A 25,533-nucleotide genomic window follows, 5' to 3' on the forward strand; every position below is an offset into this window, starting at 1 on the left:
CAGTTATTCTCCTTTTTTATCTGTAACTATTGAGCATTTTTCAAAATTTTCATTGACAATAATGTCGTAGAGATTTCCCTCTTCAAACATATTGCATACAATGATAGGAAGGCTGTTATCTTTCGCCAAAGCGATAGATGTATCATCCATTACCTTAATATTATCTTGTAGAGCTTCATCATAAGTGAGGCGAGGAAGTTTTTTTGCATCACTAAATTTTTGAGGATCCTTATCAAACACTCCATCAACTTTTGTAGCTTTTATGATCATCTCTGCACCAATCTCTACGGCTCTGAGTGTCGCTGCTGTATCGGTAGTAAAAAAGGGATTACCTGTTCCAGCAGCAAATATAACTATACGCCCCTTTTCTAGGTGTCTAATTGCTCGTCTTACAATAAATGGCTCACAAATCTCTTTCATATCAATAGCACTCTGTACTCGCGTCTTGAGACCAAAATACTCTAGCGCTTCTTGGATAGCTACTGCATTGATTACAGTGGCCAGCATTCCCATATAATCACCAGAAGATCGTTTGATTATCCCCTCTTTAGATGCGTTAACACCACGAATAATATTACCTCCCCCAACAACGAGACCTACTTCTACTCCATTATCCACAAGAGGCTTTATTTCAGAAGCTATATATTTGAGCGTTTTACTATCTATTCCATGCCCATCTTCATTTGCCAAAGCTTCACCAGAAAATTTGATAAGAACTCTTTTTGCCATTCCAATCCTCTTTATGAAAGTTTGCCAATTTTATCTAAAAATAGATAATAAAGCCCTAAAACTCTCAATTAATTCTTATAAGTTCAAGGGGATTGATGTGGGCATTATTTTTGGTTACTTCAAAGATAAGTTTATTGTTTACGCGTCCTATTGTATAGCCACGTTTTAACTTGCGCCCCTTTTTAACATAAGGTGCAAGTTTGTCAAGATATGCATAGATAGTATAGAGACCATTTTTATGCTTAACAATGACTACATTTTTAAGATGCGGTGTCCATTTAGCGAGTATAACACGACCATTAAGAACGTTACGCACTTTTGCATTTGGCATGATAGGTTTGAGTTCTACATTTTCATTAGGTATATCGATATTGTAGATAGGATCTCGATACACACCATAACGCTTTATAATAATAAATTTTTCCAAAGGAGGTATTGTTTTTGGTCCACGATAGCGCACTGTACGAATTTTTTTGTAACTCTTCTCTCCATATTTTTTGACTTTGACTTTAGCAAAAGCTGTTGATTTTTTCGCAGATTCTTTTAGAATACTCAGTTTTCTCAGTGTCTTTTGAAGAGATTTTCGCTGCTCTATCAATTTTTTTATCTCTTCATTATACCGTCTCTTTTGCTCATCTAGCTTTGCAAGTTTTTTCGATTTTTCACTTTTTAAACGTTTGAGTTCCTCTTTGTTGCGCAATAACTCGGCTATCTCTTTTTCCAATTTTGCAAGTTTTGTTTGGTTTTGTGTCAGTTTGCTTTTTGTATCTTGATAAGCTTGACTCACTTGCTTGAGGTGCATATCTGCACTTTTTTGTATAGCTTTGAGGATCTCTTCTTTTATAACATCCTCTTCCGTTGGATTTTGCAAGGAAGTAAGAAGCAAAGATTTAGAAAATGATTGTGTGATCAATAGCACAAGTTGCTGCTTGAGTGTTTTTTCTTTGAGGGTAAGTTTTTCAATATCATTTTTCGTGAGATTATACTCAGTCAGTTTTTGGCTATATTGCTTCTGAGCATCTTTTAAAAGGGTCTCAATTTGAAGAAGCTTTTTGTCGATACTGGATAAATCCTTTTGCAATCTCGTAATACTCTTTGCAAGCTTTGCTAAACGAACATTCAACCCTTTTATCTGCGAAGTAGTTTTATGCAATGCTTGACGGGAACTCTTAATCTTTGTATCAATTGTGGCACCAAGACTAAAAACTATGGTTATTATGAAGGTAACTACTATTCTCATGTGAGCTTTTGCTTCCTTGCAGATACAATAAGAACATTAAATATCGATATAACTACGCCCAGTCCAAAGAGCCAAGCCATATCTTGCACAAGATCATTAATACCAATGGAAATATTCTCCACACCCAGTAGCTCTTTAAGGTAATTTGTAGAGAGAAAATAGTAGTAGATACCAAAAACAAGCAGTGTACTTATCAATGTATCAATAAAAGAGAGTTTAATAAGAATAGCGTTACGCATCCAAAGCGGAGCACCAAAAAGCGCCATAATATACATTCTCTCGCTATGCTCCAGATTCCAGATCTCAATTTGCTTAAATACGAGCATAATACTAGTTATAAATATAATTCCTAAAAAGAGTTTGGAGATGTTTTTCAAAAAGATCAAGAATTTATAGATCTTCTCATGTACCTTTGTAAAGGTCTCTACCCGTGTAATCCCATCAATTTGCAGCAATCGCTTTTTGATTTCACGAAGTTTTTGTGTTGAAGGAAATGATGAGAGATAGATTTTGTAAAAATTTGGCAAGAAATTTTTGAGCTCTTTTGTATCTAACTCTATCCCATTTGTTTGCAGTCTTTTGAGAAACAGCGTACTATCTATTGGCTGGATTTTTTGAATATCTGGGATATGTACACGAATCTCTTGCAGTGTCAACTTCTTCTTTGCAACCACCACAATGGAATAGTCTTTATTGAGATTGTTTTCATAATTGATAATGATTTTATCTATAATGAAATAGAACTCTACTGCAAAAAGTATTGCAAAGAGTGGAATTATAAGGGATATATGGTTTTTAAGAGATCTCATAGACTTTTCCATCTTCTATATAAAAATGTTTAAAAGGCACTTTCAAACTAGTTGGAATTGAGTGTGTCACCACAACCACTGTTGTACCAAGTTGCTCATTAGCACTCTCCAAAAGTCCCCAAATTACACGAGAAGAGTACTCATCAAGATTGCCTGTGGGCTCATCTGCTAAGATAATCACAGGATTATGCGCCAGAGCTCTTGCCATCGCAACTCTTTGCTGCTCCCCACCACTAAGCTCTGGTGGATAGTAGTTCTCTTTACCAGTAAGATGCACATGTCTTAAAAGTCTCGCAGTCTGGGCTTCACATACATTTTTACTATATCCAGCAATCAAAAGTGGAAGCATAACATTTTTTTTCACTGTCCACTCTTCAATCAGCTTATAGTCTTGAAAAATAATGCCGAGATATTTGCGCAAAAAAGCAAGCTTTGAAGTGCTTATGTCATTGAGAGAGACTCCACCGATTTGTAATATTCCTTGCTTTGGCTTAAGTTCACCATAAAAAGATTTAAGAAGTGTACTCTTCCCACTTCCACTTGGACCTGTAATAAATACAAAACTACCACTTTTGATAGAAAATGTTGAATCTTTTATAATGGGAGTATCTTTTTTATATTCAAGATAGAGATCTTTAGCGACAATAACATTTTTAGACATTGAGAAACTCTTCTATTTTTTTATGTGCTTTAATATTTGCCTGTGAAGCAATGGGCTTTTTTGGATAGTATTGTGCCGAACCTTCACTTAAAATCAAGTATAGATGTGTCGGTCTATCAAAACTTCCAAAGGAAACTTCAGCTAAAAATTTACCATCTTCAATCATATAGAGCTTTTCAAAATGGACAAAATAGTCATCAAAAACTTTTGGTTTTATATCAAAGTTTTTAATAAATCGTTCTAAAGATGAGATTTTTGAAAAAGTAAAATCAAAATTGAGCTCTAATGGGGGTGATTCTTGCAGTGCATACATGCGAATGTCGTAAATATCTTTGCCAAGTCGCACCCATCTATCCTCATATTTACTACTTACTGGTGGCTCTATATTTTTTGTTACTTCTAGTTTGGATTTTTCTCTTTCTAAAAAGAGCTCAAGCGCATAGTCAAAGTAAGCTCTGCTATCAGTACGTAGTTCCAAAACGCCGTCAGGTTTTAAAGCACGCTCTGCCTCTTGAATAAATTTTTTAGATATCACCCGCCTATGAGGCTTCTTATCCCAAGGAACTGGAAAATGAACAAATATTTTTCCTACTATATTTGATGGTACAAACTCCAAAAAAAGCCTTGCATCATAATCAATAACCAAAAGATTATGAATATCTTGCAAAGCAATTTGCTTAAGAAGCTGCTCAATGGATGGCTTGTGAATTTCTATACCAATAAACTGAATATCGGGGTTATTCTTGGCTTGATAGAGTAGATGCCGCCCACTTCCAAATCCAATCTCAATCCACACCTCTTTTTTGGTTGGAAAGTGCTCAATAAAGTAGTCAATCTCTTTCAAAAAGCTTTTTGCCTTATCAACATGGATTGGCTTGATAGAAGAGAGATTGTCATACAAAATTTCGCAATCAGCCAACTCACAAAAGTGTTTTAATGCTCCTTTGAGGATATATGTAGGAGCAATACGTGTAATCTTATCGCCTTTGATGATATAGTGCTCATCTTTTGGCTTGATTGCCAAAAGAAACTGATGCTCTTCAAATCGTACTGCTACAAGAGTATCCTTTGCGTTTTTAAACTCTTTTGCAAACCATAAAAATTCATACCCATCCGATTTTACTGGTGAAGTGAACTCTTTGTAACTCTTTACAACTATATGTGGCATTACTTCTCTATTGTAAACTCTATAGTTTTGCTTGGTTCAGAAACTATTCCAAATTTGTCTACTGCTATAATCTCATACTTATATTTTGCTCCCGGCTTCAGGCCAGCATCACTGAAACTTGTACTTTTTATATTTTTAAAAATATACTCATTACTATTCATGAAGCCTAACTTTTCTGTCTTTTTGATAATAAAACTCTCAGCCCTCTTATCTGGTGACTGCCATGTTACAAAAAATGTTTTACCTTCTACTTTGTAATTTAAAATAACTGGAGGAAGAGGCTTACTTAAAGTCTTTCCAACAACAGGGACATCTTGTTTAAAGCTTTCTAATCCATCTTTATCTATGGCAGTGACTTTATAGTAATATTTTGCTCCATCTTTTTTGATGAGATCGGTATATTCAGTTTTTTTGGCTTTAGCAATTTTCAGATATGGACCTAACTCAAAAAAACTCCTATATATATTGTAGTGATCGATATCAGGCTCACTATTTGGCTGCCAGTGGAGAACGATTTTTCTAGGGAGATTTTGTGAAGCTTGCAAGCCTTGTACAATTTTAGGCCTTGGTTTCGTTGATGCTTGCACGACTTTGCTTGGCTTAGAAACGATACCATCACATGTTTTTACTTTGATACGATAATAGTAGGTTTTATTATCTTTTAGCCCTTTATCGATGTATTCAGCTTTGAGTCTTCCTTTGATAGTAGCAATCTCTTTCCATTTATCACTTCTAGGCTCGCTTCTTTCAATAATATACCACTCAACTCTTTGATAAGGGTGAGGACGCCAAATAATCTTTATCTCCCTTGGTAAGTGATCAATTGCATCAATAAATGGGACTGATTCTGGAATTGGGAGTGTGCGCACACGTACAGGTTTACTAGGACGCGATTCTACGCCATTTCTTGTAAAAATACTCATGGCGTAAATATATAGAGTGTCTGGTTTAAGATCTTTATCGATATAGTGAGAACTATATCTATCCTCTATTGTAGCAATACGTTGAAGCTTTTTCCCCTCTTGAGCACGATAGAGGTAGTAGCCTTCTACTTTTTCACTATAAAGAGGAGTCCACTCCAATGCCACACTCGTAATATCACTAATAGTACGAATAGTCTGTACAGTTGGCAATGAGAGATCTACTTTTGGTTTAGCTGGTTTTGGCTGTAATCCACAACCCGCTAGAAAAATCAAAGAGCTTATCAAAAGTATCTGGAATAATCTTTTCATATACATTCTCCATTTCAAAATTTTTTTGCAAAAACTGCTGCATATCATCTGGTAAAGGAGCTACAAAACGCATCTCTTTATTGCTTTTAGGATGGCGTAAATACAGAACATACGCATGTAAAAATACTCTTGGAATAGTAGCTTTTTTGCTCTTAAAGCCATATAAACTATCCCCTAATATATGCCTTTGCAGCGAAGCTAGATGCACGCGTATCTGATGCGTGCGTCCAGTAAAAAGCTTCGCTCCAATAAGCTCATAAACACCATTTTTGCTCTGCAATATCTTTACAAATGCAGACCGAGCGACTCTTCCACTATTTATTATCGTCATTTTGAGACGATTTTTTGGGTTTCTCCCAATTGGTTTGTCAACTATGATATTTTCTTTAAGCGGAGGCTCAATAATAGCAAGATAGTATCGTCCCATCGATTTGTCTTGCAGCTGCTGCGATAACGCCAGATGGGCCTGATCGTTTTTGGCAACTACCAGTAATCCACTTGTCTCTTTATCGATTCTGTGTACTATACCGTGACGCTCTTCTCCACTAAGGGTTGAAAGACGTATACCTTTTGATTTTAGCCAATCTACAAGTGTAGCCTCTTTGACACTTGGTGCAGGATGTACAACAATGCCACTAGGCTTGTTTACTACTAAAATATCTTCATCTTCATATACAATATCTACTTCAAAATCTACATCACACCTTTGACTTTGTCGAGGCTTGGGTAGATTGACAACTATCTCGTCACCTTCTTTGAGTTTGTATCCGGGTTTAGTGATCTTTTGATTGGCAACAGTAACAAAACCGCCTTTTATAAGCTGCTCAATCTGATTACGGCTTTTTTGTAGTTCTTGTGTCAAAAACTTGTCAAGTCTCTCTTTTTGCTGTGCTTTAAAATGTAATTCATCCAATATTAAACCTCTTCAGTGTATAATTTAGCAAAAAAGCTATGTTTTGGATTGATAGAAGAATATTAACACATTTTGATTTTGTTCTACTCTTTTTGATTCTTCCACTTATGCTTCTCTCTAATTATCTTATAGCAGATGTCAATACGCTTCTTGCTAAAAAGCAGATTGTATACTATATTGTTGGATTTATCGCCTTTTTTGTGGCATTTTTGCTTCCTTTACGAGAATATCGATGGCTTATCCCAGCTATTTACTGGTTTAATATCTTGCTTCTTTTGAGCGTAGATATTTTTGGAGTGAGCAAACTGGGTGCAAAAAGATGGCTTGCAATACCTTTTACCCACTTTACTATCCAGCCATCAGAGATTTTCAAACCCGCCTTCATTCTTATGCTAGCCTACATAATTCAAAACAATCCGCCTCCGAAAGAGGGATATGGGTGGAGAGATTTTTTAAAAATATCATTTTATATTCTCTTACCATTTATACTTATTGCAAAAGAGCCAGATCTCGGGACAGCAATGATACTGCTGATTATAGGTTATGGAGTGCTCTTTGTAGTAGGAGTTAATTGGAAAATATGGGCTACTCTAGCAGTCCTTGCCTCCCTTCTTGCTCCACTTTCATACAAATACCTCCTCCACGATTATCAAAAGCGGCGGATTCAAGACTTTTTGAGTGAAAAACCAAGCTACCATGTCCAACAATCTATCATTGCCATCGGTTCTGGAGGTCTGAGTGGAAAGCCTACAGAAGAAGCGACACAGACCAAACTGCGTTTTCTACCAATTGCAACGAGTGATTTTATCTTCGCATACTATGTAGAGCGCTTTGGATTTTTCGGAGCAGTAGCACTTGTATTACTCTATGCTCTTCTCATACTCCATCTTTTTTCTATCTATTTCAAACTCAAAGGAGATTTCTTTACGCAAGTAGTGGCGCTCAGCATATCTTTTTTGATTTTTACATATATGAGTATCAATATTGCTATGACAATAGGTCTCGCTCCTGTAGTTGGTGTTCCCCTGCCCCTTTTTAGCTATGGAGGAAGCAGTTTTGTCAATTTTATGATACTCTTTGGATTGCTCGAGCATCTTCTTGCATTTCGCTATAGATTTCTGTATAATTCCACACATATTTGAGGGTGTGAGTACAGCTTACAAAACCTCTTTTCACAGAATGGGCTCGTAGCTCAGTTGGTTAGAGCAACCGGCTCATAACCGGTTGGTCGCAGGTTCGAGTCCTGCCGAGCCCACCAAGCATTCTGAAAAAATCTGTTGGCTCCAACTTCAAGCCCTACCAAGTACCATAAACTAAAAACTAAAGCTCATCTTCTATAGTGGATAGAAAATTCTTCTACAGTTCTATATTTAGCTTTGTTATATTCTACAAAGTGATATTATTTAAAAAATTTTATGTATAATCTCTTTTGCCTATTGGCATCTAATTTTAGGAGGTAGCATGAAAAGAGTATTGGCGATAATAATTACATTGGGTCTTCTTGGGACTAGCTCGGTTGCAAAGCAAAACAGTGCAAAAACTAAAGACTTTAGTAAAATTAAAGCAGCAAAAATTAAAAAGCTCGAAGCAAAAAAAGAAACTATTGAAAAGCGAATCAAATGTATTAAAGATGCAAAAATACGTAAAGAAATCAAAGAGTGTGAGAAGAAATATCCACTGGTCAAAAGAACAAAAAAGATGAAAAAAACAAAGAATCAAAACAGAAAAAAAATTCAAAACAAAAACACAAAGGCAAAATAACTTCATTAGAAGACTTAGATATCGGAGCCTTCTAATTTCTCAATTCTTCATTGATATCAAGTTTATTCTTTTATTTTTCTAACCTCACTTTAATTTTCATTTAGCTATTATAGCTTCAAAAAATTTCAAGGGATTTTAATGGAAGAGAAACAACCAGTACAACTTATTGTACAAAACTGTCCCACCGAAGAGGATGAGATAGATCTTTGGCAGTTATGGGAAACAATCAAAAAAAATAGAAAAACAATTTATAAAGTAACTGCAGCAGTTTTTCTCCTTGCTCTTGTCTATATCTTTATAAAAACTCCACTTTATCAAGCAAAAACAGTTATGCAGATAGGCTACATCGGTGATAAACCAATCGAAAAAGCAAATATTGTTGCCCAAAAGATAAAAACAGTTTTTTATGTAGATTCTCCTTTGCAAAAAAAAATAGATAAAGAAGCTTTCATAGAAAGTGTCAATCCTGTAAAAAAAGTAGATAAACTCATAGACATCACAGCTTATGGCATCTCTAATGAAAAAGCAGTAAATAAAATCAATGAAGTTTTGAAGTATGTCAGAAAAGATGAGAAACTCAAAATAGAGCACTTTAAACAAGATATTCAAGCCGAAATAGACAAAACGCAAAGAGATATTGATAAACTTAAAATTGTCGATATCAAAAAAATAGATGACCAAATAAATCTGGTTAAAACACACGATATCAAAAAAATAGATGACCAAATCAATCTTTTAAAAACACAAGATATTAAAAAAATCGATGATAAAATCAATCTTATTAAAACTGTCGATATCAAAAAAATAGATGACCAAATCAATCTTTTAAAAACACAAGATATTAAAAAAATCGATGATAAAATCAATCTCATTAAAACTGTCGATATCAAAAAAATAGATGACCAAATCAATCTAGTTAACACACAAAATTTAGCACAGATTAATGACAAAATTACTCTTTATCAAAAAGAGATAATTCCAAATATTGAAAAGAAAATCCAAATTACTCAAAAACAGATAGAAAAATTTGAAAAAAACATCCAAAACTTGCAAAAGAGTATCCAAAAAGCTAAAGATAAAGCTTTTATAGCCCTTACTCTTGTTCAAGTATCCAACTATCAAAACATGATCTACTCAAGACAGCTAAAAATCAACGATCTTCATCTACAAAAAGAAAAAATTCTCAAAGAAACAATTCCAAATCTCCAAAGACAAAAAGAAAAAATTCTCAAAGAAACAATTCCAAATCTCCAAAGACAAAAAGAAAAAATTCTCAAAGAAACAATTCCAAATCTCCAAAGACAAAAAGAAAAAATTCTCAAAGAAACAATTCCAAATCTCCAAAGACAAAAAGAAAAAATTCTCAAAGAAACAATTCCAAATCTCCAAAGACAAAAAGAAAAAATTCTCAAAGAAACAATTCCAAATCTCCAAAGACAAAAAGAAAAAATTCTCAAAATTGAGATTCCAAAATTGCAAGACAGTATTGGATCATTGCGATACAAACTTACTGAAGCCTATATCTCTCCTAGCAAATTTGTAGGTGATATCCAAACCTTTGACAAACCTGCAAAACCAAAGAAAAAACTCATCTTGGTAGTCGCTCTTGTTACAGGTCTAATACTTGGAGTATTTTTAGTCTTTTTTCTTGAGTTTTTAAAAAGTGAACCAAAAAAGGAAACTGAATGAATCTAGCAATTATAGGTACTGGCTATGTTGGACTTGTTACAGGTGCATGTATGGCACAGATGGGTAATAATGTCATATGTGTAGATATCGATGAGCAAAAGATTGATAAGCTAAAAAAAGGAATTATTCCAATTTACGAGCCAGGACTTGAAGAGATTGTCAAAGAGAACTTTAAAATTGGCACCCTCCACTTTAGCACTGACATAAAAGAAGCTCTTAATAAAAGTGAGATAGTTTTTATTGCAGTTGGCACTCCACAAGGCGAAGATGGAAGTGCTGATTTGCAGTATGTATTAGCGGTTGCAAAAGATATTGGCCGCTATATGACACATCCTCTCATAGTAGTAGATAAATCTACAGTTCCCGTTGGCACTGCCGATAAAGTACGAGCTACAATACAGCAAGAGCTGCAAAAACGGCTAGAAAGCGGTGAAATCTCTCAAGAAAAGTTCAATGAGCTTATGGAGTTTGATGTAGTGAGTAACCCAGAGTTTTTAAAAGAAGGAGATGCTGTCAATGACTTTATGAAGCCAGATCGCGTAGTTATTGGTGCGGATAATCCCAAAAGCATGGAAAAACTCAAAGAGCTCTATGCTCCTTTTACCCACTCTCATGAGCGCTTCATTGGAATGGATATTAGAAGTGCAGAGCTTACCAAATACGCAGCAAATGCAATGCTCGCCACAAAAATCAGCTTCATGAACGAGATGGCACGTATCGCAGAAGCTGTTGGAGCTGATATTAATAAGGTGCGCGTTGGTATAGGAAGTGACAGGCGTATCGGATATAGTTTTATCTATCCTGGGGTAGGCTATGGTGGCAGCTGTTTTCCAAAAGATGTAAAAGCTTTGGAGAAAATTGCACTTGATGCTGGAGTAGAGCCAAAAATAGTCAAAGCCGTAGAAGAGGTAAACAGAACCCAAAGAGAGTACTTCTTAAGCAAAATACTCAATCGCTTTGGTGAAAATCTGCAAGGAAAAAGATTTGCTGTCTGGGGGCTTAGCTTTAAACCAGAAACTGATGATATGCGAGAAGCTCCATCTATTACTATTATCAAAGCTCTCACTGATAGAGGTGCTAAGATAAAAGCTTATGATCCAAAAGCGATGGAAGAAGCAAAAAACTTTTGGCTTAAAAATATAAAAAATATAGAGTATTTTGATAACAAATATGATGCCCTTAACGATGCAGATGCAATGATACTCGTTACTGAATGGAAAGAATTCCGTAGTCCAGACTTTTATGAGATGCAAAAACGGCTTAAAAATCCAATTATTTTCGATGGCCGTAACCAATACAATAAAGAGAAACTCCAAGGGATAGGATTTGAGTACTATCAAATCGGGGTCAAATAGCTTCAATTCGAGATGACACGGTTTATCGTGAGATGTTGTGCATAATTTTTGTTTACTATGTTATAATCACATGAGTTATTACAACATAGATTATTGCTATGAAATTTTACGATAGAGAAATAGAGTTGTCATTATTAAAAAGAGCGGACTCCCTCAAGGATAAAAGATCAGTTCTCTCACTCATTATCGGAAGAAGAAGGATAGGAAAAACTTCTCTTGCATTGAAAGTTAATGAGAAATCTCATTATTTTTTTATTTCAAGAAAAGATGAAAAGCTTTTATGTGAAGAATTTGTAGAAGAATTGAAAAAATTTAGGCATAGATATTTTTGGACGTTTTGAAAGATTTGAAGATCTTTTCAACTATATCATAACCCTCAGCAAAAACCAACCCGTTACACTCATTATTGATGAATTTCAAGAGTTTTATAAGATAAATCCTTCGATTTTTTCTTCCTTACAAAAAATATGGGATTTCAATAAAGAAAAAGCCCATATGCATCTGATAATTTGTGGTTCAATCAATAGTGTACACTAAAGTTCGCAATTTAGCTTGAAGACTCTTTAGGGACTTTTCAAGATTTCAAGATTTCAAGAATTGAAAAGAGAGAAGAGAGTTGGATAGACTTCCCAGTGAGAATCAAACAAACAGGAGGAAGCCTATCCATGAGCAATAATAGCAAAAAAGAATTAAAAATATTTAAAGAGATAATGACACAGTTTATAGTTGAGGATGATCCACTACTTGCAATGCTAAAATGGATGATGGAGCAGCTGATGCAAATAGAGTCCGAGATGAAAGTTGGAGCTAAAAAGGGAGAACATAAGAGTGAGAGAAAGAGCTATTTTAGCGGTTATAGACCAAGAAGATTTGATACAAGACTTGGCACTGTGTATTTGATGGTTCCAAAGATCAGAAAAGGAGGCTATGTTCCCTTTTTCATTACAGAGAGAAAAAGAAGTGAACAGGCTTTAATTGCAATGGTAAAAGAGGCGTATGTGAATGGAGTTTCAACAAGAAAAATAGAGCGTTTGGCAAAAGAATTAGGTATTGAGAATATCAGTGCATCCCAAGTATCACAAATTAATAAAGGGCTTGATGAGCAAGTTAAAGAGTTTCGTAATCGTCCACTCCAAAAGGAGTATCCATTCGTATGGGTGGATGCATTATATGAGAAAGTGAGAGATTATGAAGGTAAAGTTGTTTCTACTGCTATTATGATAGCTTATGGTGTAAATTTAGAAGGAAAAAGAGAAATATTGGCAATAGAGCCTTTTATCAATGAAAGCGTAGAAAGCTGGAAAAACTTTTTTATCAAGCTTCAAGCAAGAGGATTACAAAAAATAGCATTGCTTATCAGTGATGCACATTTAGGCATTCAAAAAGCTTTCAAAGAAACATTTCTTGGTGCATCATGGCAACGGTGTAAAGTCCATTTTATGCGTAATATCCTGGCACATGTTCCCCACAAAGCAAAAGAGAAATTTGCAGCAAAACTAAAAACTGTTTGGCTGCAAGAGAATAAAAAAGATGCACAGGTAATTGCACAGATGATTATTGAGGAATTTGGTAAAAAGTTTCCCGAAGCAATTGAAACACTTCAAAATAGTTTGGAGGATTCTTTGCAGTTTTATCACTTTCCACAAATTGATAAAAGGAGAATTAGTTCGACCAATGTACTTGAGAGGATAAACAAGGAAGTCAGAAGAAGATCTAAAGTTGTCTCCATATTTCCATCAAGAGAATCCTATCTTAGACTCATTGCCACATATCTGATGGAATATACTGAGGACTGGGAAGTGGATAGATGTTATATTCAACCTGACAAGCTTCAGCAGATTATGGAAATTCACAAGGTGCAGCTTCAAAAAGCTGCTTGAATAACTTAAAGTTATCACAAAACAATTTCACTGGGAAGGAAATTGCGAACAAATATTGACAGTATCAGGCTAATAAAATTATTGGAGAATGGATCAATTTTTACAATCAAAAACGAAAGCATTCAGCGCTGCAGTACAAAACGCCTGCAGAAGTGTTTCGTTTAGTAGCTTAGGTGTGCAAGAAGGAAGGGGTCATTACAATCAGTCCATCGACAGTTCCGAAAATTAACTAAGACCAAAGGAGCGTTTCCCAATGAAAACAGCCTTTTAAAGCTGCTCTATCTTGGCATTCAGAATGCTCAGAAAAAGTGGACAATGCCAATTAGGAACTGGAGTCTTACTCTCTCTCAATTGGCTATATTTTTTGAAGGAAGACTCGAGAAAGCTCTCGAGCTATGATATAATCTTGTGCACTATCGGTGACACAAAATTATGAACGGTCTCAATTATTACAACAAAAATCTTTCAAGTCTATTGATAACCACATCCGAAAAATCGATATCTTTTTGTAAAGAATCATACATTGATTCATACTCTTTTCTTTTTAACAATTTGTATAATATATCTTCGTTAAATTCCAGATAATCATGGATCAATACATTTCAAAATCCTATTGCGGCATTGAATGTGCGATACTCTTCGTCCATTATAGCTCCTGCCTCGTAGAGGATAGATACCGCATCTTTACTTCTTGTAGGTACTACCAGACAGTTGAAATATTTGAGCATTATTTCGATTTTCCAATAAGCATGTCAATGAGGACTTGGAAACTATTCTTTGCAGCACGTATCTCTATCTCATCGAGCTTTTGTTTATTTGCAAGTTTATCGGGGATCTTTTTTCCTGAGAGGCTCTTTTTTGTATCTGTTCCAAGTACACTTCTAAGCTCATCTTCGTTGCCTTTTATCATAATATTAAACCATATAAAATTTAAAACAATCTTCAAATCTTAGTTAAAATTTATTTAACATTCACTCAGATCTTTGTCAAAGCTCAACTTATCATAATTTTGGAGTTTACATTTAGCACATATCAAAGCATCTACAAAATCAATATTTTTATTTTCTATAATATTTAAATTTTCAAATAGTATTACTTTATCTTTATTCACAACCCCTTCCAAAGAAAGGATGATTTTAAGGTCTGCTATTACATCATTTTTAGGTAGTTTATAAAATTTTGTAAGGACAAAAAAGACTTCCATTAAGACTTCACTCAAAATTTCAACTTTTATTTTACCTTTCTCAATCTGCTCAAAATATTCAATACTTTTTCTTAGTAATACATCATTATCTCCTACTAAAAATCTAATAATAACATTTGCATCAAGAAGATAGACCATACTTTTCCTTCATAGCCTCTTGCATCGCTAACTCTTTAATCTTTTGTAATGAAAGATTGGTCTTTTCTATTCTGTTTTTATATTTGCCTGCTAATTTTTTTACAAACGGCTCTTGTTCTTTTTGCTTTACAGGATAGACTATTGCAAGAATTTCTTTTTTTCTCTTATCTACAATCTTTATCTCTTCAGTTATATTTTTAAAAACAGAAATGTTTTTTTGTATCTCACCTATTCCGATGCTTATCAAAATTGTCCTTTGTTAAAAGTTGCGATATTTATATATATTTATACTATTTTATATAAATAAGATTTTTTTGTCAATTTTTATAACAATTATTAACAAAATTTGTTACCATTTTCTTACCTTTCAAAAAAGAGCAAATATAAAACAAAGCTATGTCTATATTATGACGAGCATGAATCATCGTGCCATCTATATCGGAGTAACTAGCAACTTGGTAAAAAGAGTTTACGAACACAAAAACGGCTTGTGTGACGGATTTACTAAAAGATATCATTGCACAAAACTTGTCTATTTTGAAGTTTTTGACAATATCGATGAAGCCATCAATCGAGAAAAATATCTCAAAGGCAAGAAAAGAGATTTCAAAATTGCATTGATAGAGAAGCAGAATCCCAAGTGGCGTGATTTGTATGATGACATATTGTAGATCTATTGCTATGTTTCTCTGTCATCCTGAGACTTTGTATTCCCGTCATCCTGAGGCGTCAGCAGAAGGATCTATCCTATCTGCCGATCATTTATAGATCTTTCGCTACGCTCATGATGACGAGACATTATTCACTTCTCTTCACCCTCCAAGAGCCATCTCCACAAAGGTTTGAGAAATATCTTGAAACCTTGTGATTCGATGACTCTATCTTCATCTTTTGTGATCAGACATCCACTTTCACTACCTACATATCGCATTCCTTCAATCAACGATTGCACTTCCCTTTCCAAAGTTTTCTTATCTTTCACATCATAAATGACATTAACAAGCATTTTGCGACTAGGGATATAAAAATCCACCTCTCTTTTGCTTTTATAGTAGTAAATTTGTGAAAATCTTCTTCGTAAATGCAAAAAAACTACATTCTCATACAATTTAGAATAATCTGGCGAAAAGGTAGTATCGTAAATATAGTTGAATCCATTATCTACGATAAACACCTTTTTGGGATTCCTCTGCTCTTCTTTGACAGAACTTTTGAAAATAGATGTAATAAAACAGGTATACGCATCGTTTAAATAAGCAAAATATTCAAAAAGCGTGTCTTTGGAGAGTCTATATCCCATTGATTTGAAGTCGTTATAGAGTTTGGTAAAACTCACAAGTGTCGCTGGGTTGGAAAAAAGATATTTTATGAGAAGCTTCAAAAGTGCGAGATTTTTGACTTTGTAGCGCTCTATGATATCCCTATACACTATCAAATCCACATAATCACGCAAAATTCTCGATTGGATATCTTCATCCTCTTCCAATACAATTTCAGGAAATCCTCCTTTAACAACATAAATTTGCAATGCATTTTTTATATGAGAGAGACTTTTAGAGGAGTGGAGATTGATATCGATCTGCCTGAAGCGAAGGTATTCTTGAAAACTAAGTGGAAAAACTTCATAACTTATCGTCCTTCCCCTAAGTGATGTGGCAATCTCTTTTGACAAAAGTTTTGAGGATGAACCAGTTATAACAATATTTGCATTCAAAGTATCATGAATACGCCTAACAAATTTCTCCCAATAGGCAATTTCTTGAATCTCATCGAAAAAGAGGTAAATCTTCTCGTCTCGCTTTTGTGGATAGAGCTCAAAATAGGCTTCTATAAGTTTGTCAAAATCTTTATAATTCATTCCTATCAAACAATCATCTTCAAAATTTATATAAAGGATATTTTGTTTCAATCCTTTCTTTTTGAGTTTGTTTATCATTTCGTAAAGTAAATAGGTTTTACCCGACCTTCGCACGCCTATTAAAGAGACAATTTTCGAAGTTTCTATTGGAAGTGTATATGCTCTAGGTATGATTTCAATCTCTTTTTCTTGAAAATCAACAATGAGTCTTTTGAAGAGTTCTTTCATATTATCCCTTTCTAAAGGGATAATTTTACTATATTTTGTCCTCTTATATAAGGATAAATAGCAATATCAATCCCATTGTCACAAGACTCCATCATCATGAGGAAGCACCGTAACTGAAGTATTTCCCGTCATCCTGAGGCGTCAGCCGAAGGATCTAATTTATCAACCATTCATCACAGATCTTTCGCTACGCTCAAGATGACGAGTAGCAGTCATTCTGAGGGAGCGGGAGTAACCGAAGGATCTACGTTGATTTTCCGATCACCCTGAGCCATTGGCGAAGAATCTATGATCATTTATTTTTTATCTCTTGCAGATATCGCAATGTATTTTCCATAATCTCGATCAATTTTTCACTATACATCAAAACTTCATCGAATATCTCGATAAGATTTTCTTCAATATACTCATGCACTATATCATTACGCAAATCTTTCATTATTCTTAACTCATCGATATCTTCAAAAAACCCGCGTTTATGAGCATTGTTTACAACATCAATGAGTGTTCCGGGATTTTCAAATTCATAAATATCTATGGAGCGAAATATCTTTCTGATAAGAAAATCGATTCCTCTGCTATATCTGGCACACAAAGTTTCAAATTTACCAAATTCTTCTGGAGTGTAACAATTTTTAATCCCAATATTTTTGCATTCATTGACAGAATAGCGTATCCAAAAGAGCTGTTTTTCAATGAGTCTTTTGTCTTCTAAAAGCTTTTCATACATCATAACTCGACTGCTTGCTTACGTATCAGTTCGATAAAAGCATTTTTATTTCTTTTATTATCAAGAACAATATCGATTTTTTGCTCTCCAAAATGTTTATAAAACTCCACCCGCAAAGCTCTTAAATCTTTTCTTGTGATATTCTCTCCTACTATCAAAAGATCTATATCCCCTCCTCTTTTGCTATCATCTGTCCTACTTCCAAAGAGGTAAATCTTCGCATTAGGAGAGATAGAGTAAAGCTTCTCTTTTAAAACCTTTATCTCTTTTTCGCTAAGCCGCATCGTATAATCCTTATTCTTGTCTTTTTTATTTTATCAAACTATTATGGATTTTACATAAAAAAGCAGTCATTCTGAGGCTTTAGCCGAAGGATCTACATTAATTTCCCGGTCACCCTGAGCAAAGCGAAGGGTCTACTTTTTAGTCAATTACCATCATAGATCTTTCGCTACGCTCAAGATGACGAAACTCTGTCATCTTGAGCCAAAAGTGAAGGAGCTACTTCCTTATCCCATATCAAACAATAACAATTTCAGTTTTTCCAGTACTTTTTCTAATACTTCCTCATCGACCTTTTCTACAAAAGCGACACTCCTTGCACGATAATCAAGAGTCCTTACTTGATCAGGGAGCACAACTCCTTGAATCTTTCCAGCTATAGCTACCTCAAAAGGATACCCTTTACTTTTGGATGTAATAGGAGAGGCGATACGCGGCCAACTTTCTTATTGTATTCATATGGTGAGAGAATCAATGCAGGCCTATGCCTTGCTTGTTCATGCCCTTTTTGAGGATTGAGCCCGACCCAAACGATATCACCGCGCTCAGGAATATAACTCATAGCAGCTCTTTTCCTTATATATCACCAAAATCTATTTCATGATGAACATTTTGTGGAGTTATTTGTGATAAGAGCGATTGTAAAGATTTCTTGGGAGTGAGGATTATTTTCCCATCTCTAATTTCGATATCGATTTCGCTATTTTCTTGAAGATTAAGACTCTTCAATATCTGTTTGGAAAGTCTAATGCCATAGCTATTGCCCCATTTATTGATTTTGACTGTCATTTTCTATCCTTATATACTTTGTATATACTTGTTGTATCATAGATCTTTTGCTTTGCTCAAGATGATGAGTAGTAATCATCCTGATGCTTTACATCCTGGTCATCCTGAGTCGTAGGCGAAGGATCTACCTTCAAAATCACAAAGCAAATCTCTCTATTCTTTTTATGACTACATCGGAAAAATCTATATCTTTTTGCAAAAAATCGTATAGCTTCTCATATTGTCTACTTTGCAACAATTTATACAATATATCCTCATCAAATTCCAAATAGTCATGAATCAAGACATTGCGAAAACCGATTGCAGCATTGAATTCTCTATACTCTTCATCCTCTAGGGCTCCTACTTCATGGAGAATATACACAGCATCTTTACTCCTCGTGGGCACAACCGGACAATTGTAAAATTTTAGAATCTTTTTCGATTTTCCTATAAGCATCTCGATCATCACTTGCAGACTATTTTTGGCCGCACGCAGCTCGATCTCATCGAGTTTCTCTTTGCTCGCAAGAATATCAAGAATCCTCTTCTCTTGGATCGCTCGCTTCTTTATCTGTTCCAAGTAGTCGTACAAGCTCATTTTCACTGCCTTTTATCAATATATGCCGATATGCTATCTCTCTTTTGATACTCTCTCCAGCTCGCAAAAAATCCACCAGATCGATATCTTCAACATCTATATCCATTGCATGGGCTATCTCCACCCACAACCTCGCAAAATCGCTTACATCCCCTCTATAGACTATTGCAAAATCATAGTCGCTGAAGGGATGTGCATCATTACCTACTCGTGATCCAAACAAAACTGCCAAATCTATGTGAGAAAATCTTGCAAATATCTCTTTTAATGCTGCTATATCGATATTTTTTACAGGTAGTGGTATCATAGGAATATTATAGCGTAATAGCGTATCACTTATAAACTTGGATCTTTCGCAACGCTCAAGATGACGAATCTATTCGTCTAATGTGAAATAAAGGATTTATCACTTCTATATGTTATAACCATAGAATAAATCAAAGATGTAAATCATCAATGCTGCATTTTGTGTTTTTCCTTGAAAATAAGATACAATGCATAAGCACCAAGAATGCCGATTGTCAATAATACATATGTTCCTGCACTCATTTTTCAGCTCCTAAATTTATCAATTCCGTACCTATCCAAAAAGCCACCAACATACCGACAAAAAATTCCCAACCTATATCGCCAAATTTACCTTTGACAATCGGTGTCACAACGGCGATTGCAAAGGTTATCTTACCTAAGTCATAAAATAACTTACCTAATTCTTTTAAAGCCTCTTTTTTCATTAATACCCTCTTCAACGATTATATCATTTATTTTTATATTTTTGGTTGGATTGCAAAATTATATTTTATCATGTTATGCCCACTATTTTCGTCACCCTGAGCAAAGCGAATGATCTATTTTATTTACCATTCACCACAGATCTTTCACATTCATTCAGGATGACAAACCGTAGTCATCCTGAGGTGTCAGCCGAAGGATCTATCCTGAAACGGTCTGCTCAAATATCTTTTTCAAAATTATAATGCTCTAAAAATCCCTTACAATCAAAGATTTCTATACCACAATCAACAAATTTCTTATCATGGGTAATGAAAATGCATTTGTGTTTTTTAGCTGCAAAACACTGCAAAGCATCCTCAAAATCTACATTTTCCCTCAATGCAAATTCGATGGCATTTTTCATTACATCTTTGTCAAAATATATAATATTCCAATCATCTATAATATCTTTAAAAAAATGTAAAACTTTTTGTTTATCTTTTACAAGATAATAGATTGTACTTAACATATCTTCAGTGATAAAAATTTCACACTCTTGTTCTATCAACGCAGCTATTAATCTTACCGCCAAATGGTGAGAAGACCTTGACTCATCCAAAAAATCTATAATGATATTGGTATCTAAAAAGATATTAGTTATCACCGTTTATCCCTGCTTTCGCCTTTGCTATCTCAGTTTTCAATTCTTTAGAAGACAAATTTTCAAATTTCTCATCTATTTTTATAGCACCAGCATATTGCATAATTTTACGTAATTTCTCTTCTTTAGCTTTTTGCTTTTTTTCTCTTAAATATTTTAAAAATTCGATTGCTTGCTCTTTTGATAGATAGATTCCTTTTAATTCATTAGTCTTTTTATCAACTATTTCTACTATTTCCATATTCTGCAGTTTATTGAAGCTTTTGGTAAATTCCCTCACTCCTATCTTTGGCATTCTCATTTTTTCTCCTTCATCAGATATCTGATATCAGTATAACATAAATCTTCAATAATGTAAGCATTTTCATATTACAACTTAGTTATAATTTCACAAAAATCTAAAGAGTTTTCTATGCAAAAATTTATCAAACTTTTTTTCTATTTCGTTCTTTTTACGCAAGGCTGGATTATTCTCAGTGGTCTTTTCAACCTCCCCTTTTGGTGGGTTATAATAGCTTCTTATATAGGATTTTTGGCATATCTCTATCCTTTGCAAGTTCTTTACTTTTTACTCATCGTTATGCCTATATTTGGCTCGAGGCCTCCCGATACGCAGGCGCATTTTCTCTATTTTTTGGCAGCCACTATCATCATAGGGCTCTACAGCAACCTCTATAAAAACGAAAGACTTTGCAAAAGATTTTGGACTAAAATTATAGAGCCAAATGCGATTACCCTTTTTGTAGCTCTTTTTGCAGTCGTATCGCTTCTTAGCCTCATAGGACTTCCAATCCTTGGAGCCATCAAGCATAGTATCACAGAAGACCCCCTCTATATCATCAAACAGCTCTTGCCAGTGGGAGAAACGACACTCTTTTACTCCATCTCTTCACAGATTTTCTTATTCCAAGCAATGCTCATAGGTCTCTATATTTATGGCATCACCAAACCTTCTAACCAGCTTCAGATCTTTAAAAATATTCTACTTTCACTCGTAGCCGGATGGTTTTTGGTCATCGTTTTTGGATATCTGGACTTTTTTGGAATTTTTGAACTCTCTCATTTCAGACCCGATGACACCGCTACAAGATTTGTCTCATTTTTTCCAAATTCCACATGGACAGCTCAGTATCTCTCTCTTATGATGCCTCTACTTGCAGTCATATTGCTCTATGTTCGCAAAACCTGGTATGCGATCGTGACACTTGTCCTTTTGCTTATCATTGGGGAAGTTGGGCTCATATTGGCAATGGAGAGAGGTGCATGGATCACCTATCCCCCTATTCTTTTTATCATCTGGGTGATGGTCTACTACATCTTTGCAAAAACGAAAGATCCATTTATAGAGCTCAAAACATTTTTGCGCAAATATTGGCTCAAAGTCTTTATCACCATTCCTCTCACAGTCTCTCTCTCCGTCCTCATCGTCTATGGGATCAAGCATATCAATCAGCAAAACTTTGCTAAAAGTATTATTCAAGCCACAAGTAAAGCCAAGCGTATCACACAAGCCAATGACAGGCTCAAGCACTGGCCTCCAGCGTTCAAGCTCTATAGTGAAAATCCTCTCTTTGGGGGGGGAGGAGATAGCTTTGGCTGGCAATACAAAGTCTACTACTATCAAAAAGATGCCAAATGGCACGATGACAAAACAAATACTCTATCACTTGGACAATTTGGCACCGCGCATAATATTTATCTTGAGACATTGGTAGGCAAAGGAATATTTGGACTCATTTTCCTCATAGCCCTGTTCTTTTCACTCTTTTACAAACTGATTAAAAAAGAGCTTACCCAGCCGCAACTTGAAGTCTCCATCATAGGACTTATCATCTTTGCTTCACTCCTTGCTGCCTTTATCTACGGCAATGTTCAGGTCATTACATATACCCAGCCAGTAGCCATCATCTTTTGGCTTATGGTCTTCATGGCAGCTGGACTCACGCATAGCTACAGCTTCACTCCAGCTATCCGGATAAGATTTGCACAAATCTTACGCTATACTATTCTCTTGATGCTCTTGCTACTCCCTTTTCATATTGCCAATATCTCTTTTATCAAAGATTTTGTCATAGCAAAATTTACACAAGTTTTCCCTGCTCTTCAACAGCACTCATCTCTTATCATTTCCACAGCTATTTGGCTCAGTGCTCTGGGAGTGCTCATCTCTTTTCTCATGCATAGACATGTCATCAGACAAAGCCTGAGCCAAGGATTTCTTGTGGATGAGCTTACCGACAAGCCTCAGCTTTTTCACGAAGCCCCAACTCCAAGAGCCGGTGGTATTGGTATATATCTGACTAATCTCCTTGCCATATTCAACCCCATAGGCTGGAAATTTTTGCTGGCAAGCTTTCCAGCATTTTTTGCCGGACTTATGGATGATTTTAGCTCCATCCCTCCGAAAGTGAGACTTGTCTTTCAGGTCATTTCAGCGAGTTTAGCGGTATTTTTGCTAAATGCTGTGATAGATAGCATTGGTTTTGGTATCCAGATCCCATATTGGCTTGGAGCAGTGCTTAGCATCATAGCTATCACCGGTGTGATCAACGCTATCAATATCATCGATGGATTTAATGGTTTGGCTGGAGGCTTTTCTCTTCTTGCATTTTTGTCATTAGGATATGTTGCTTTCAAAGTAGATGATATGGCACTACTGGAGCTCATCATCATCAATATCGCTGCTCTCATAGGATTTCTCGCCCTCAACTTCCCAAGAGGCAAGATCTTCTTAGGAGATGGTGGGGCATTTTTCTTGGGATTTGCTTTAGCTACAATTGCATTATTGATTTATCATATGCACCCAAAAGAAGTATCTCAATGGTATCCTCTAGGTTTGCTTATATATCCGGTATTTGAAGTTTTATTTAGTATATACCGCAAGAAATATTTGAGAGAAACATCTCCTTTTTTGCCAGATAGGTTACATTTTCATATGTTAGTAAATAAAAGGATTACTCGAAATAATCCACATACATCGCTCTACATTCTCAAAAGAGTTGCAATTTTTACACTCTTTGCGACAATGTTTTATTGGTATGATTTGGCACAGATTTTAATTATTTTGATTTTTTGTTTGCTATATATTAGGTTATATAAAAAGATTGTTTTATTTTATTATAATTGATATTGTAATTAATTATAGCTTTATAATAATTCAAAAATTCATATTTAAATGTGTTTAAATTAAATTTTTTATTAAATAATATTTTTGAACCTTCTTTATATTGATTCATATTCAATATACATTTTTCAATCGCCTTTTGTATACATTCAACATCATTTATGACTAAAACTCCGTTATTTTCAATTAGCTCGCTGCATCCGCCTACATCACTTAAAATAATAGGCAATCCTGCACTCATAGCCTCTAAAGCAGACAAAGGTAGGCCTTCACTGTCAGAAATCAAAGCAAAAATATCATAAGATGAAAAATCATTAAAGCCATCTATTTCCCAATGAAAAACAACATTTTTATGCTTTATTGATTTTAAGTAGTTTCTCTGAGAACCATCACCTATGATATGTAATTCTATATTACGTAAATTTTTTGTAGCTTCAATTAATAAATCAACCCTTTTGGGATGTTCTAATCTTGCAACAGTTAATATTTTTATTTTTTTATTTTTATTATGATTTGTTTTTATTAAATTATTTTTTACCGGAAATATTTTATTAGTAATCCATTTCAATTTTTTTTCATTTATTCCTATTAATTGTTTTGCATTTTGAAAATCTTTTTTCGAAATACAAAGAATTGAGTCACTTATTTTTGAAAGTTGTTTTTCTATAAAGATATATAAAAATGCTAATTTCCCACCATTATATATAGAAGACCAACCATGACTTACATATATTACTTTTATTTGTGGATTTAATAATTTGACTAGTCTTGAATATATTCCAGCATTTGCGGAGCTTGCAACTATTAAATTAATTCTATTTTTTTTAATAAAGTGATTTAATTTCATTAAATACCATATAGAAAAACGTTTATGTATTAACTTATCTAATAACTTATCTTGAACATTTACACTTTTTACGAGCCATCCATTTTCATCTGTAGCTAAAAAACATTGAAAATCTTCAGAACATATATTTATCTGTTCTTTAGTCCATTTTTGGGCACCACCATTCTCAGACTTTGTCACCATAAAAAGAATTTTTTTCATCTAAAAAAAGCCTTTGTAAAATAAATCCAAGATCCTATAAAATATTTTATTGATTTAGAATAAATAGCTTCTCTAAACATATAGCCTGCAACATCTGCAAAAGCGCTATTATTGCCTTTTGACTGATTACTGTGAATACGATATCTTACTAATGGTTGTTGAATATTATAAAATTTTATATTCTTATCACGCATCAACCTAATCCACAAATCAACGTCTTGAGCATATCTTCCTCCTAAATATCCACCCACTTTTAATAAATCATCTTTTTTACATAAAACTGTTGGATGAGCAATAACTGATTTGTAAATGATTTTTTTTCTAATTTCTTCATTTTTTTCAGGATATATCTTTTCCCTTATAACTTCATTATGTTCATTTATATATAAAATATTTGAACCTACAACATCATATTTTCCCGTTTTTATGATATCCATCTGAATCTCAAGTCTTCTTGGTTCAGCAATATCATCGGCGTCAATTCTTGCAATATAATCCCCTTCAGCATGAGAAAGAGCAAGATTTAGGTTATAATTTAACTGGCAGATATTGCTTTCTAAAACTTTTATCCTATTATCTTTAAAAGATTTAACAATTTGTAAAGTATTATCAGAAGAGCAATTTACAACGACAATAAGTTCAAAATTTTTATATGTTTGCATTAAAATACTATTAATAGTATCAGAAATAAACTTCTCTCCATTTTTTACAGCTAATAAAATAGATATCTTTTTATTCAT

General features: G+C 34.4%; 31 protein-coding genes, 1 tRNA gene and 2 pseudogenes. 11 read left to right on the forward strand and 23 right to left on the reverse strand.

The window, feature by feature from the left end; all coding sequences use genetic code 11:
* Positions 1-3 precede the first annotated feature (3 nt).
* The 7 genes from pyrH to NITER_RS04075 form a co-directional block, all read right to left on the reverse strand.
* Positions 4-729 carry a UMP kinase gene (gene pyrH / locus NITER_RS04045; RefSeq protein WP_084275755.1) on the reverse strand — a complete coding sequence of 242 codons (726 nt, stop codon included), beginning with the start codon at positions 727-729 and terminating at the stop codon, positions 4-6.
* A gap of 64 nt (positions 730-793) precedes the next feature.
* Positions 794-1,969: a murein hydrolase activator EnvC family protein gene (locus tag NITER_RS04050; RefSeq protein WP_084275754.1), complete on the reverse strand. Its 1,176-nt coding sequence runs from the start codon at positions 1,967-1,969 to the stop codon at positions 794-796.
* Positions 1,966-2,778 carry a hypothetical protein gene (locus NITER_RS04055; protein WP_084275753.1) on the reverse strand — a complete coding sequence of 271 codons (813 nt, stop codon included), beginning with the start codon at positions 2,776-2,778 and terminating at the stop codon, positions 1,966-1,968. Before NITER_RS04055 ends, NITER_RS04050 begins: the two co-directional genes overlap by 4 nt.
* Positions 2,765-3,439 (reverse strand): cell division ATP-binding protein FtsE, encoded by a 675-nt coding sequence (locus NITER_RS04060; protein ID WP_084275752.1) that lies wholly within the window; start codon positions 3,437-3,439, stop codon positions 2,765-2,767. Before NITER_RS04060 ends, NITER_RS04055 begins: the two co-directional genes overlap by 14 nt.
* Positions 3,432-4,607 carry a tRNA (guanosine(46)-N7)-methyltransferase TrmB gene (gene trmB / locus NITER_RS04065; protein WP_084275751.1) on the reverse strand — a complete coding sequence of 392 codons (1,176 nt, stop codon included), beginning with the start codon at positions 4,605-4,607 and terminating at the stop codon, positions 3,432-3,434. The genes NITER_RS04060 and trmB overlap by 8 nt, the downstream gene beginning before the upstream one ends.
* Positions 4,607-5,839 (reverse strand): fibronectin type III domain-containing protein, encoded by a 1,233-nt coding sequence (locus NITER_RS04070; protein ID WP_084275750.1) that lies wholly within the window; start codon positions 5,837-5,839, stop codon positions 4,607-4,609. The genes trmB and NITER_RS04070 overlap by 1 nt, the downstream gene beginning before the upstream one ends.
* Positions 5,760-6,752 carry an RluA family pseudouridine synthase gene (locus NITER_RS04075; protein WP_084275749.1) on the reverse strand — a complete coding sequence of 331 codons (993 nt, stop codon included), beginning with the start codon at positions 6,750-6,752 and terminating at the stop codon, positions 5,760-5,762. Before NITER_RS04075 ends, NITER_RS04070 begins: the two co-directional genes overlap by 80 nt.
* 38 nt (positions 6,753-6,790) lie before the next feature.
* Here NITER_RS04075 and NITER_RS04080 point away from each other — a divergent pair, with 38 nt between their 5' ends.
* The 9 genes and pseudogenes from NITER_RS04080 to NITER_RS04115 all read left to right on the forward strand — a co-directional run.
* Entirely contained in the window at positions 6,791-7,894 is a 1,104-nt protein-coding gene (locus tag NITER_RS04080; protein WP_084275748.1) for an FtsW/RodA/SpoVE family cell cycle protein, read from the forward strand.
* 39 nt (positions 7,895-7,933) lie between these two features.
* Positions 7,934-8,010: transfer RNA gene (locus NITER_RS04085), tRNA-Ile, on the forward strand.
* A gap of 203 nt (positions 8,011-8,213) precedes the next feature.
* Entirely contained in the window at positions 8,214-8,513 is a 300-nt protein-coding gene (locus tag NITER_RS04090) for a hypothetical protein (protein ID WP_084275747.1), read from the forward strand.
* Positions 8,514-8,651: 138 nt separating this feature from the next.
* Complete coding sequence (locus tag NITER_RS04095) at positions 8,652-10,202, forward strand: Wzz/FepE/Etk N-terminal domain-containing protein (protein WP_281848035.1); 1,551 nt, start codon at positions 8,652-8,654, stop codon at positions 10,200-10,202.
* Positions 10,199-11,557, forward strand: coding sequence for a UDP-glucose dehydrogenase family protein (locus NITER_RS04100; protein ID WP_084275745.1), 1,359 nt, complete (start codon positions 10,199-10,201; stop codon positions 11,555-11,557). The genes NITER_RS04095 and NITER_RS04100 overlap by 4 nt, the downstream gene beginning before the upstream one ends.
* 98 nt (positions 11,558-11,655) lie before the next feature.
* Positions 11,656-11,898: an ATP-binding protein gene (locus tag NITER_RS04105; RefSeq protein ID WP_084275744.1), complete on the forward strand. Its 243-nt coding sequence runs from the start codon at positions 11,656-11,658 to the stop codon at positions 11,896-11,898.
* Between the two features lie 324 nt (positions 11,899-12,222).
* Positions 12,223-13,437, forward strand: a complete 1,215-nt coding sequence (locus NITER_RS04110) for an IS256 family transposase (protein ID WP_084275743.1) — start codon at positions 12,223-12,225, stop codon at positions 13,435-13,437.
* A 77-nt stretch (positions 13,438-13,514) separates the two neighbouring features.
* A complete protein-coding gene (locus tag NITER_RS10235; protein ID WP_084276591.1) occupies positions 13,515-13,610 on the forward strand; it encodes an integrase core domain-containing protein in 96 nt (31 codons plus the stop codon).
* 19 nt (positions 13,611-13,629) lie between these two features.
* A pseudogene (locus NITER_RS04115) lies at positions 13,630-13,836 on the forward strand (IS256 family transposase); the annotation flags it as partial.
* 203 nt (positions 13,837-14,039) lie between these two features.
* Here the strand turns inward: NITER_RS04115 and NITER_RS04120 are convergent.
* From NITER_RS04120 to NITER_RS04135, 4 genes are read right to left on the reverse strand one after another with little or no spacing between them, the layout of a single operon-like run.
* Positions 14,040-14,165 (reverse strand): hypothetical protein, encoded by a 126-nt coding sequence (locus NITER_RS04120; RefSeq protein ID WP_269457000.1) that lies wholly within the window; start codon positions 14,163-14,165, stop codon positions 14,040-14,042.
* Positions 14,165-14,347: a hypothetical protein gene (locus tag NITER_RS04125; protein WP_084275742.1), complete on the reverse strand. Its 183-nt coding sequence runs from the start codon at positions 14,345-14,347 to the stop codon at positions 14,165-14,167. The genes NITER_RS04120 and NITER_RS04125 overlap by 1 nt, the downstream gene beginning before the upstream one ends.
* Before the next feature lie 54 nt (positions 14,348-14,401).
* Entirely contained in the window at positions 14,402-14,779 is a 378-nt protein-coding gene (locus NITER_RS04130; protein WP_084275741.1) for a type II toxin-antitoxin system VapC family toxin, read from the reverse strand.
* Complete coding sequence (locus tag NITER_RS04135) at positions 14,763-15,026, reverse strand: hypothetical protein (protein WP_084275740.1); 264 nt, start codon at positions 15,024-15,026, stop codon at positions 14,763-14,765. The genes NITER_RS04130 and NITER_RS04135 overlap by 17 nt, the downstream gene beginning before the upstream one ends.
* 136 nt (positions 15,027-15,162) lie before the next feature.
* On the opposite strand from NITER_RS04135, the gene NITER_RS04140 reads away from it, so the two are divergent.
* Positions 15,163-15,450, forward strand: coding sequence for a GIY-YIG nuclease family protein (locus NITER_RS04140; protein ID WP_269457008.1), 288 nt, complete (start codon positions 15,163-15,165; stop codon positions 15,448-15,450).
* 131 nt (positions 15,451-15,581) lie between these two features.
* Here NITER_RS04140 and NITER_RS04145 read toward each other — a convergent pair whose 3' ends face one another.
* The 10 genes and pseudogenes from NITER_RS04145 to NITER_RS04195 all read right to left on the reverse strand — a co-directional run bounded on the left by NITER_RS04145 (position 15,582) and on the right by NITER_RS04195 (position 20,922).
* Complete coding sequence (locus NITER_RS04145; protein WP_084275739.1) at positions 15,582-16,865, reverse strand: ATP-binding protein; 1,284 nt, start codon at positions 16,863-16,865, stop codon at positions 15,582-15,584.
* 292 nt (positions 16,866-17,157) lie between these two features.
* Positions 17,158-17,598: a hypothetical protein gene (locus NITER_RS04150; RefSeq protein WP_197685314.1), complete on the reverse strand. Its 441-nt coding sequence runs from the start codon at positions 17,596-17,598 to the stop codon at positions 17,158-17,160.
* Complete coding sequence (locus tag NITER_RS04155) at positions 17,595-17,879, reverse strand: nucleotidyltransferase domain-containing protein (RefSeq protein WP_084275738.1); 285 nt, start codon at positions 17,877-17,879, stop codon at positions 17,595-17,597. Before NITER_RS04155 ends, NITER_RS04150 begins: the two co-directional genes overlap by 4 nt.
* Positions 17,880-18,104: 225 nt before the next feature.
* A pseudogene (gene mazF, locus NITER_RS10210) lies at positions 18,105-18,439 on the reverse strand (endoribonuclease MazF).
* Positions 18,440-18,453: 14 nt separating this feature from the next.
* Positions 18,454-18,666: an AbrB/MazE/SpoVT family DNA-binding domain-containing protein gene (locus tag NITER_RS04170; protein ID WP_084275737.1), complete on the reverse strand. Its 213-nt coding sequence runs from the start codon at positions 18,664-18,666 to the stop codon at positions 18,454-18,456.
* 136 nt (positions 18,667-18,802) lie between these two features.
* A complete protein-coding gene (hepT, locus tag NITER_RS04175; RefSeq protein WP_084275736.1) occupies positions 18,803-19,246 on the reverse strand; it encodes a type VII toxin-antitoxin system HepT family RNase toxin in 444 nt (147 codons plus the stop codon).
* On the reverse strand, positions 19,182-19,553 hold the full coding sequence (locus NITER_RS04180; protein ID WP_084275735.1) for a nucleotidyltransferase domain-containing protein: 372 nt from the start codon (positions 19,551-19,553) through the stop codon (positions 19,182-19,184). Before NITER_RS04180 ends, hepT begins: the two co-directional genes overlap by 65 nt.
* Positions 19,554-19,791: 238 nt before the next feature.
* Positions 19,792-19,980: a hypothetical protein gene (locus tag NITER_RS04185; RefSeq protein WP_084275734.1), complete on the reverse strand. Its 189-nt coding sequence runs from the start codon at positions 19,978-19,980 to the stop codon at positions 19,792-19,794.
* Between the two features lie 218 nt (positions 19,981-20,198).
* On the reverse strand, positions 20,199-20,624 hold the full coding sequence (locus NITER_RS04190) for a type II toxin-antitoxin system VapC family toxin (protein ID WP_084275733.1): 426 nt from the start codon (positions 20,622-20,624) through the stop codon (positions 20,199-20,201).
* Complete coding sequence (locus tag NITER_RS04195; protein ID WP_084275732.1) at positions 20,614-20,922, reverse strand: hypothetical protein; 309 nt, start codon at positions 20,920-20,922, stop codon at positions 20,614-20,616. Before NITER_RS04195 ends, NITER_RS04190 begins: the two co-directional genes overlap by 11 nt.
* Positions 20,923-21,033: 111 nt before the next feature.
* Between NITER_RS04195 and NITER_RS04200 the strand changes: the two genes are divergently transcribed.
* The gene (locus tag NITER_RS04200) at positions 21,034-23,748 is read left to right on the forward strand and encodes an O-antigen ligase family protein (protein WP_084275731.1); all 2,715 of its coding nucleotides are present in this window, start codon (positions 21,034-21,036) and stop codon (positions 23,746-23,748) included.
* Here the strand turns inward: NITER_RS04200 and NITER_RS04205 are convergent.
* Both NITER_RS04205 and NITER_RS04210 read right to left on the reverse strand, forming a co-directional pair.
* Positions 23,708-24,793, reverse strand: coding sequence for a glycosyltransferase (locus NITER_RS04205; protein ID WP_084275730.1), 1,086 nt, complete (start codon positions 24,791-24,793; stop codon positions 23,708-23,710). The two genes, NITER_RS04200 and NITER_RS04205, sit on opposite strands and share 41 nt — an antisense overlap.
* A complete protein-coding gene (locus tag NITER_RS04210; RefSeq protein ID WP_084275729.1) occupies positions 24,790-25,533 on the reverse strand; it encodes a glycosyltransferase in 744 nt (247 codons plus the stop codon). The genes NITER_RS04205 and NITER_RS04210 overlap by 4 nt, the downstream gene beginning before the upstream one ends.

Origin of the sequence: Nitratiruptor tergarcus DSM 16512, from assembly GCF_027946175.1 — a bacterium.
Classification (GTDB): Bacteria; Campylobacterota; Campylobacteria; order Campylobacterales; family Nitratiruptoraceae; genus Nitratiruptor; species Nitratiruptor tergarcus.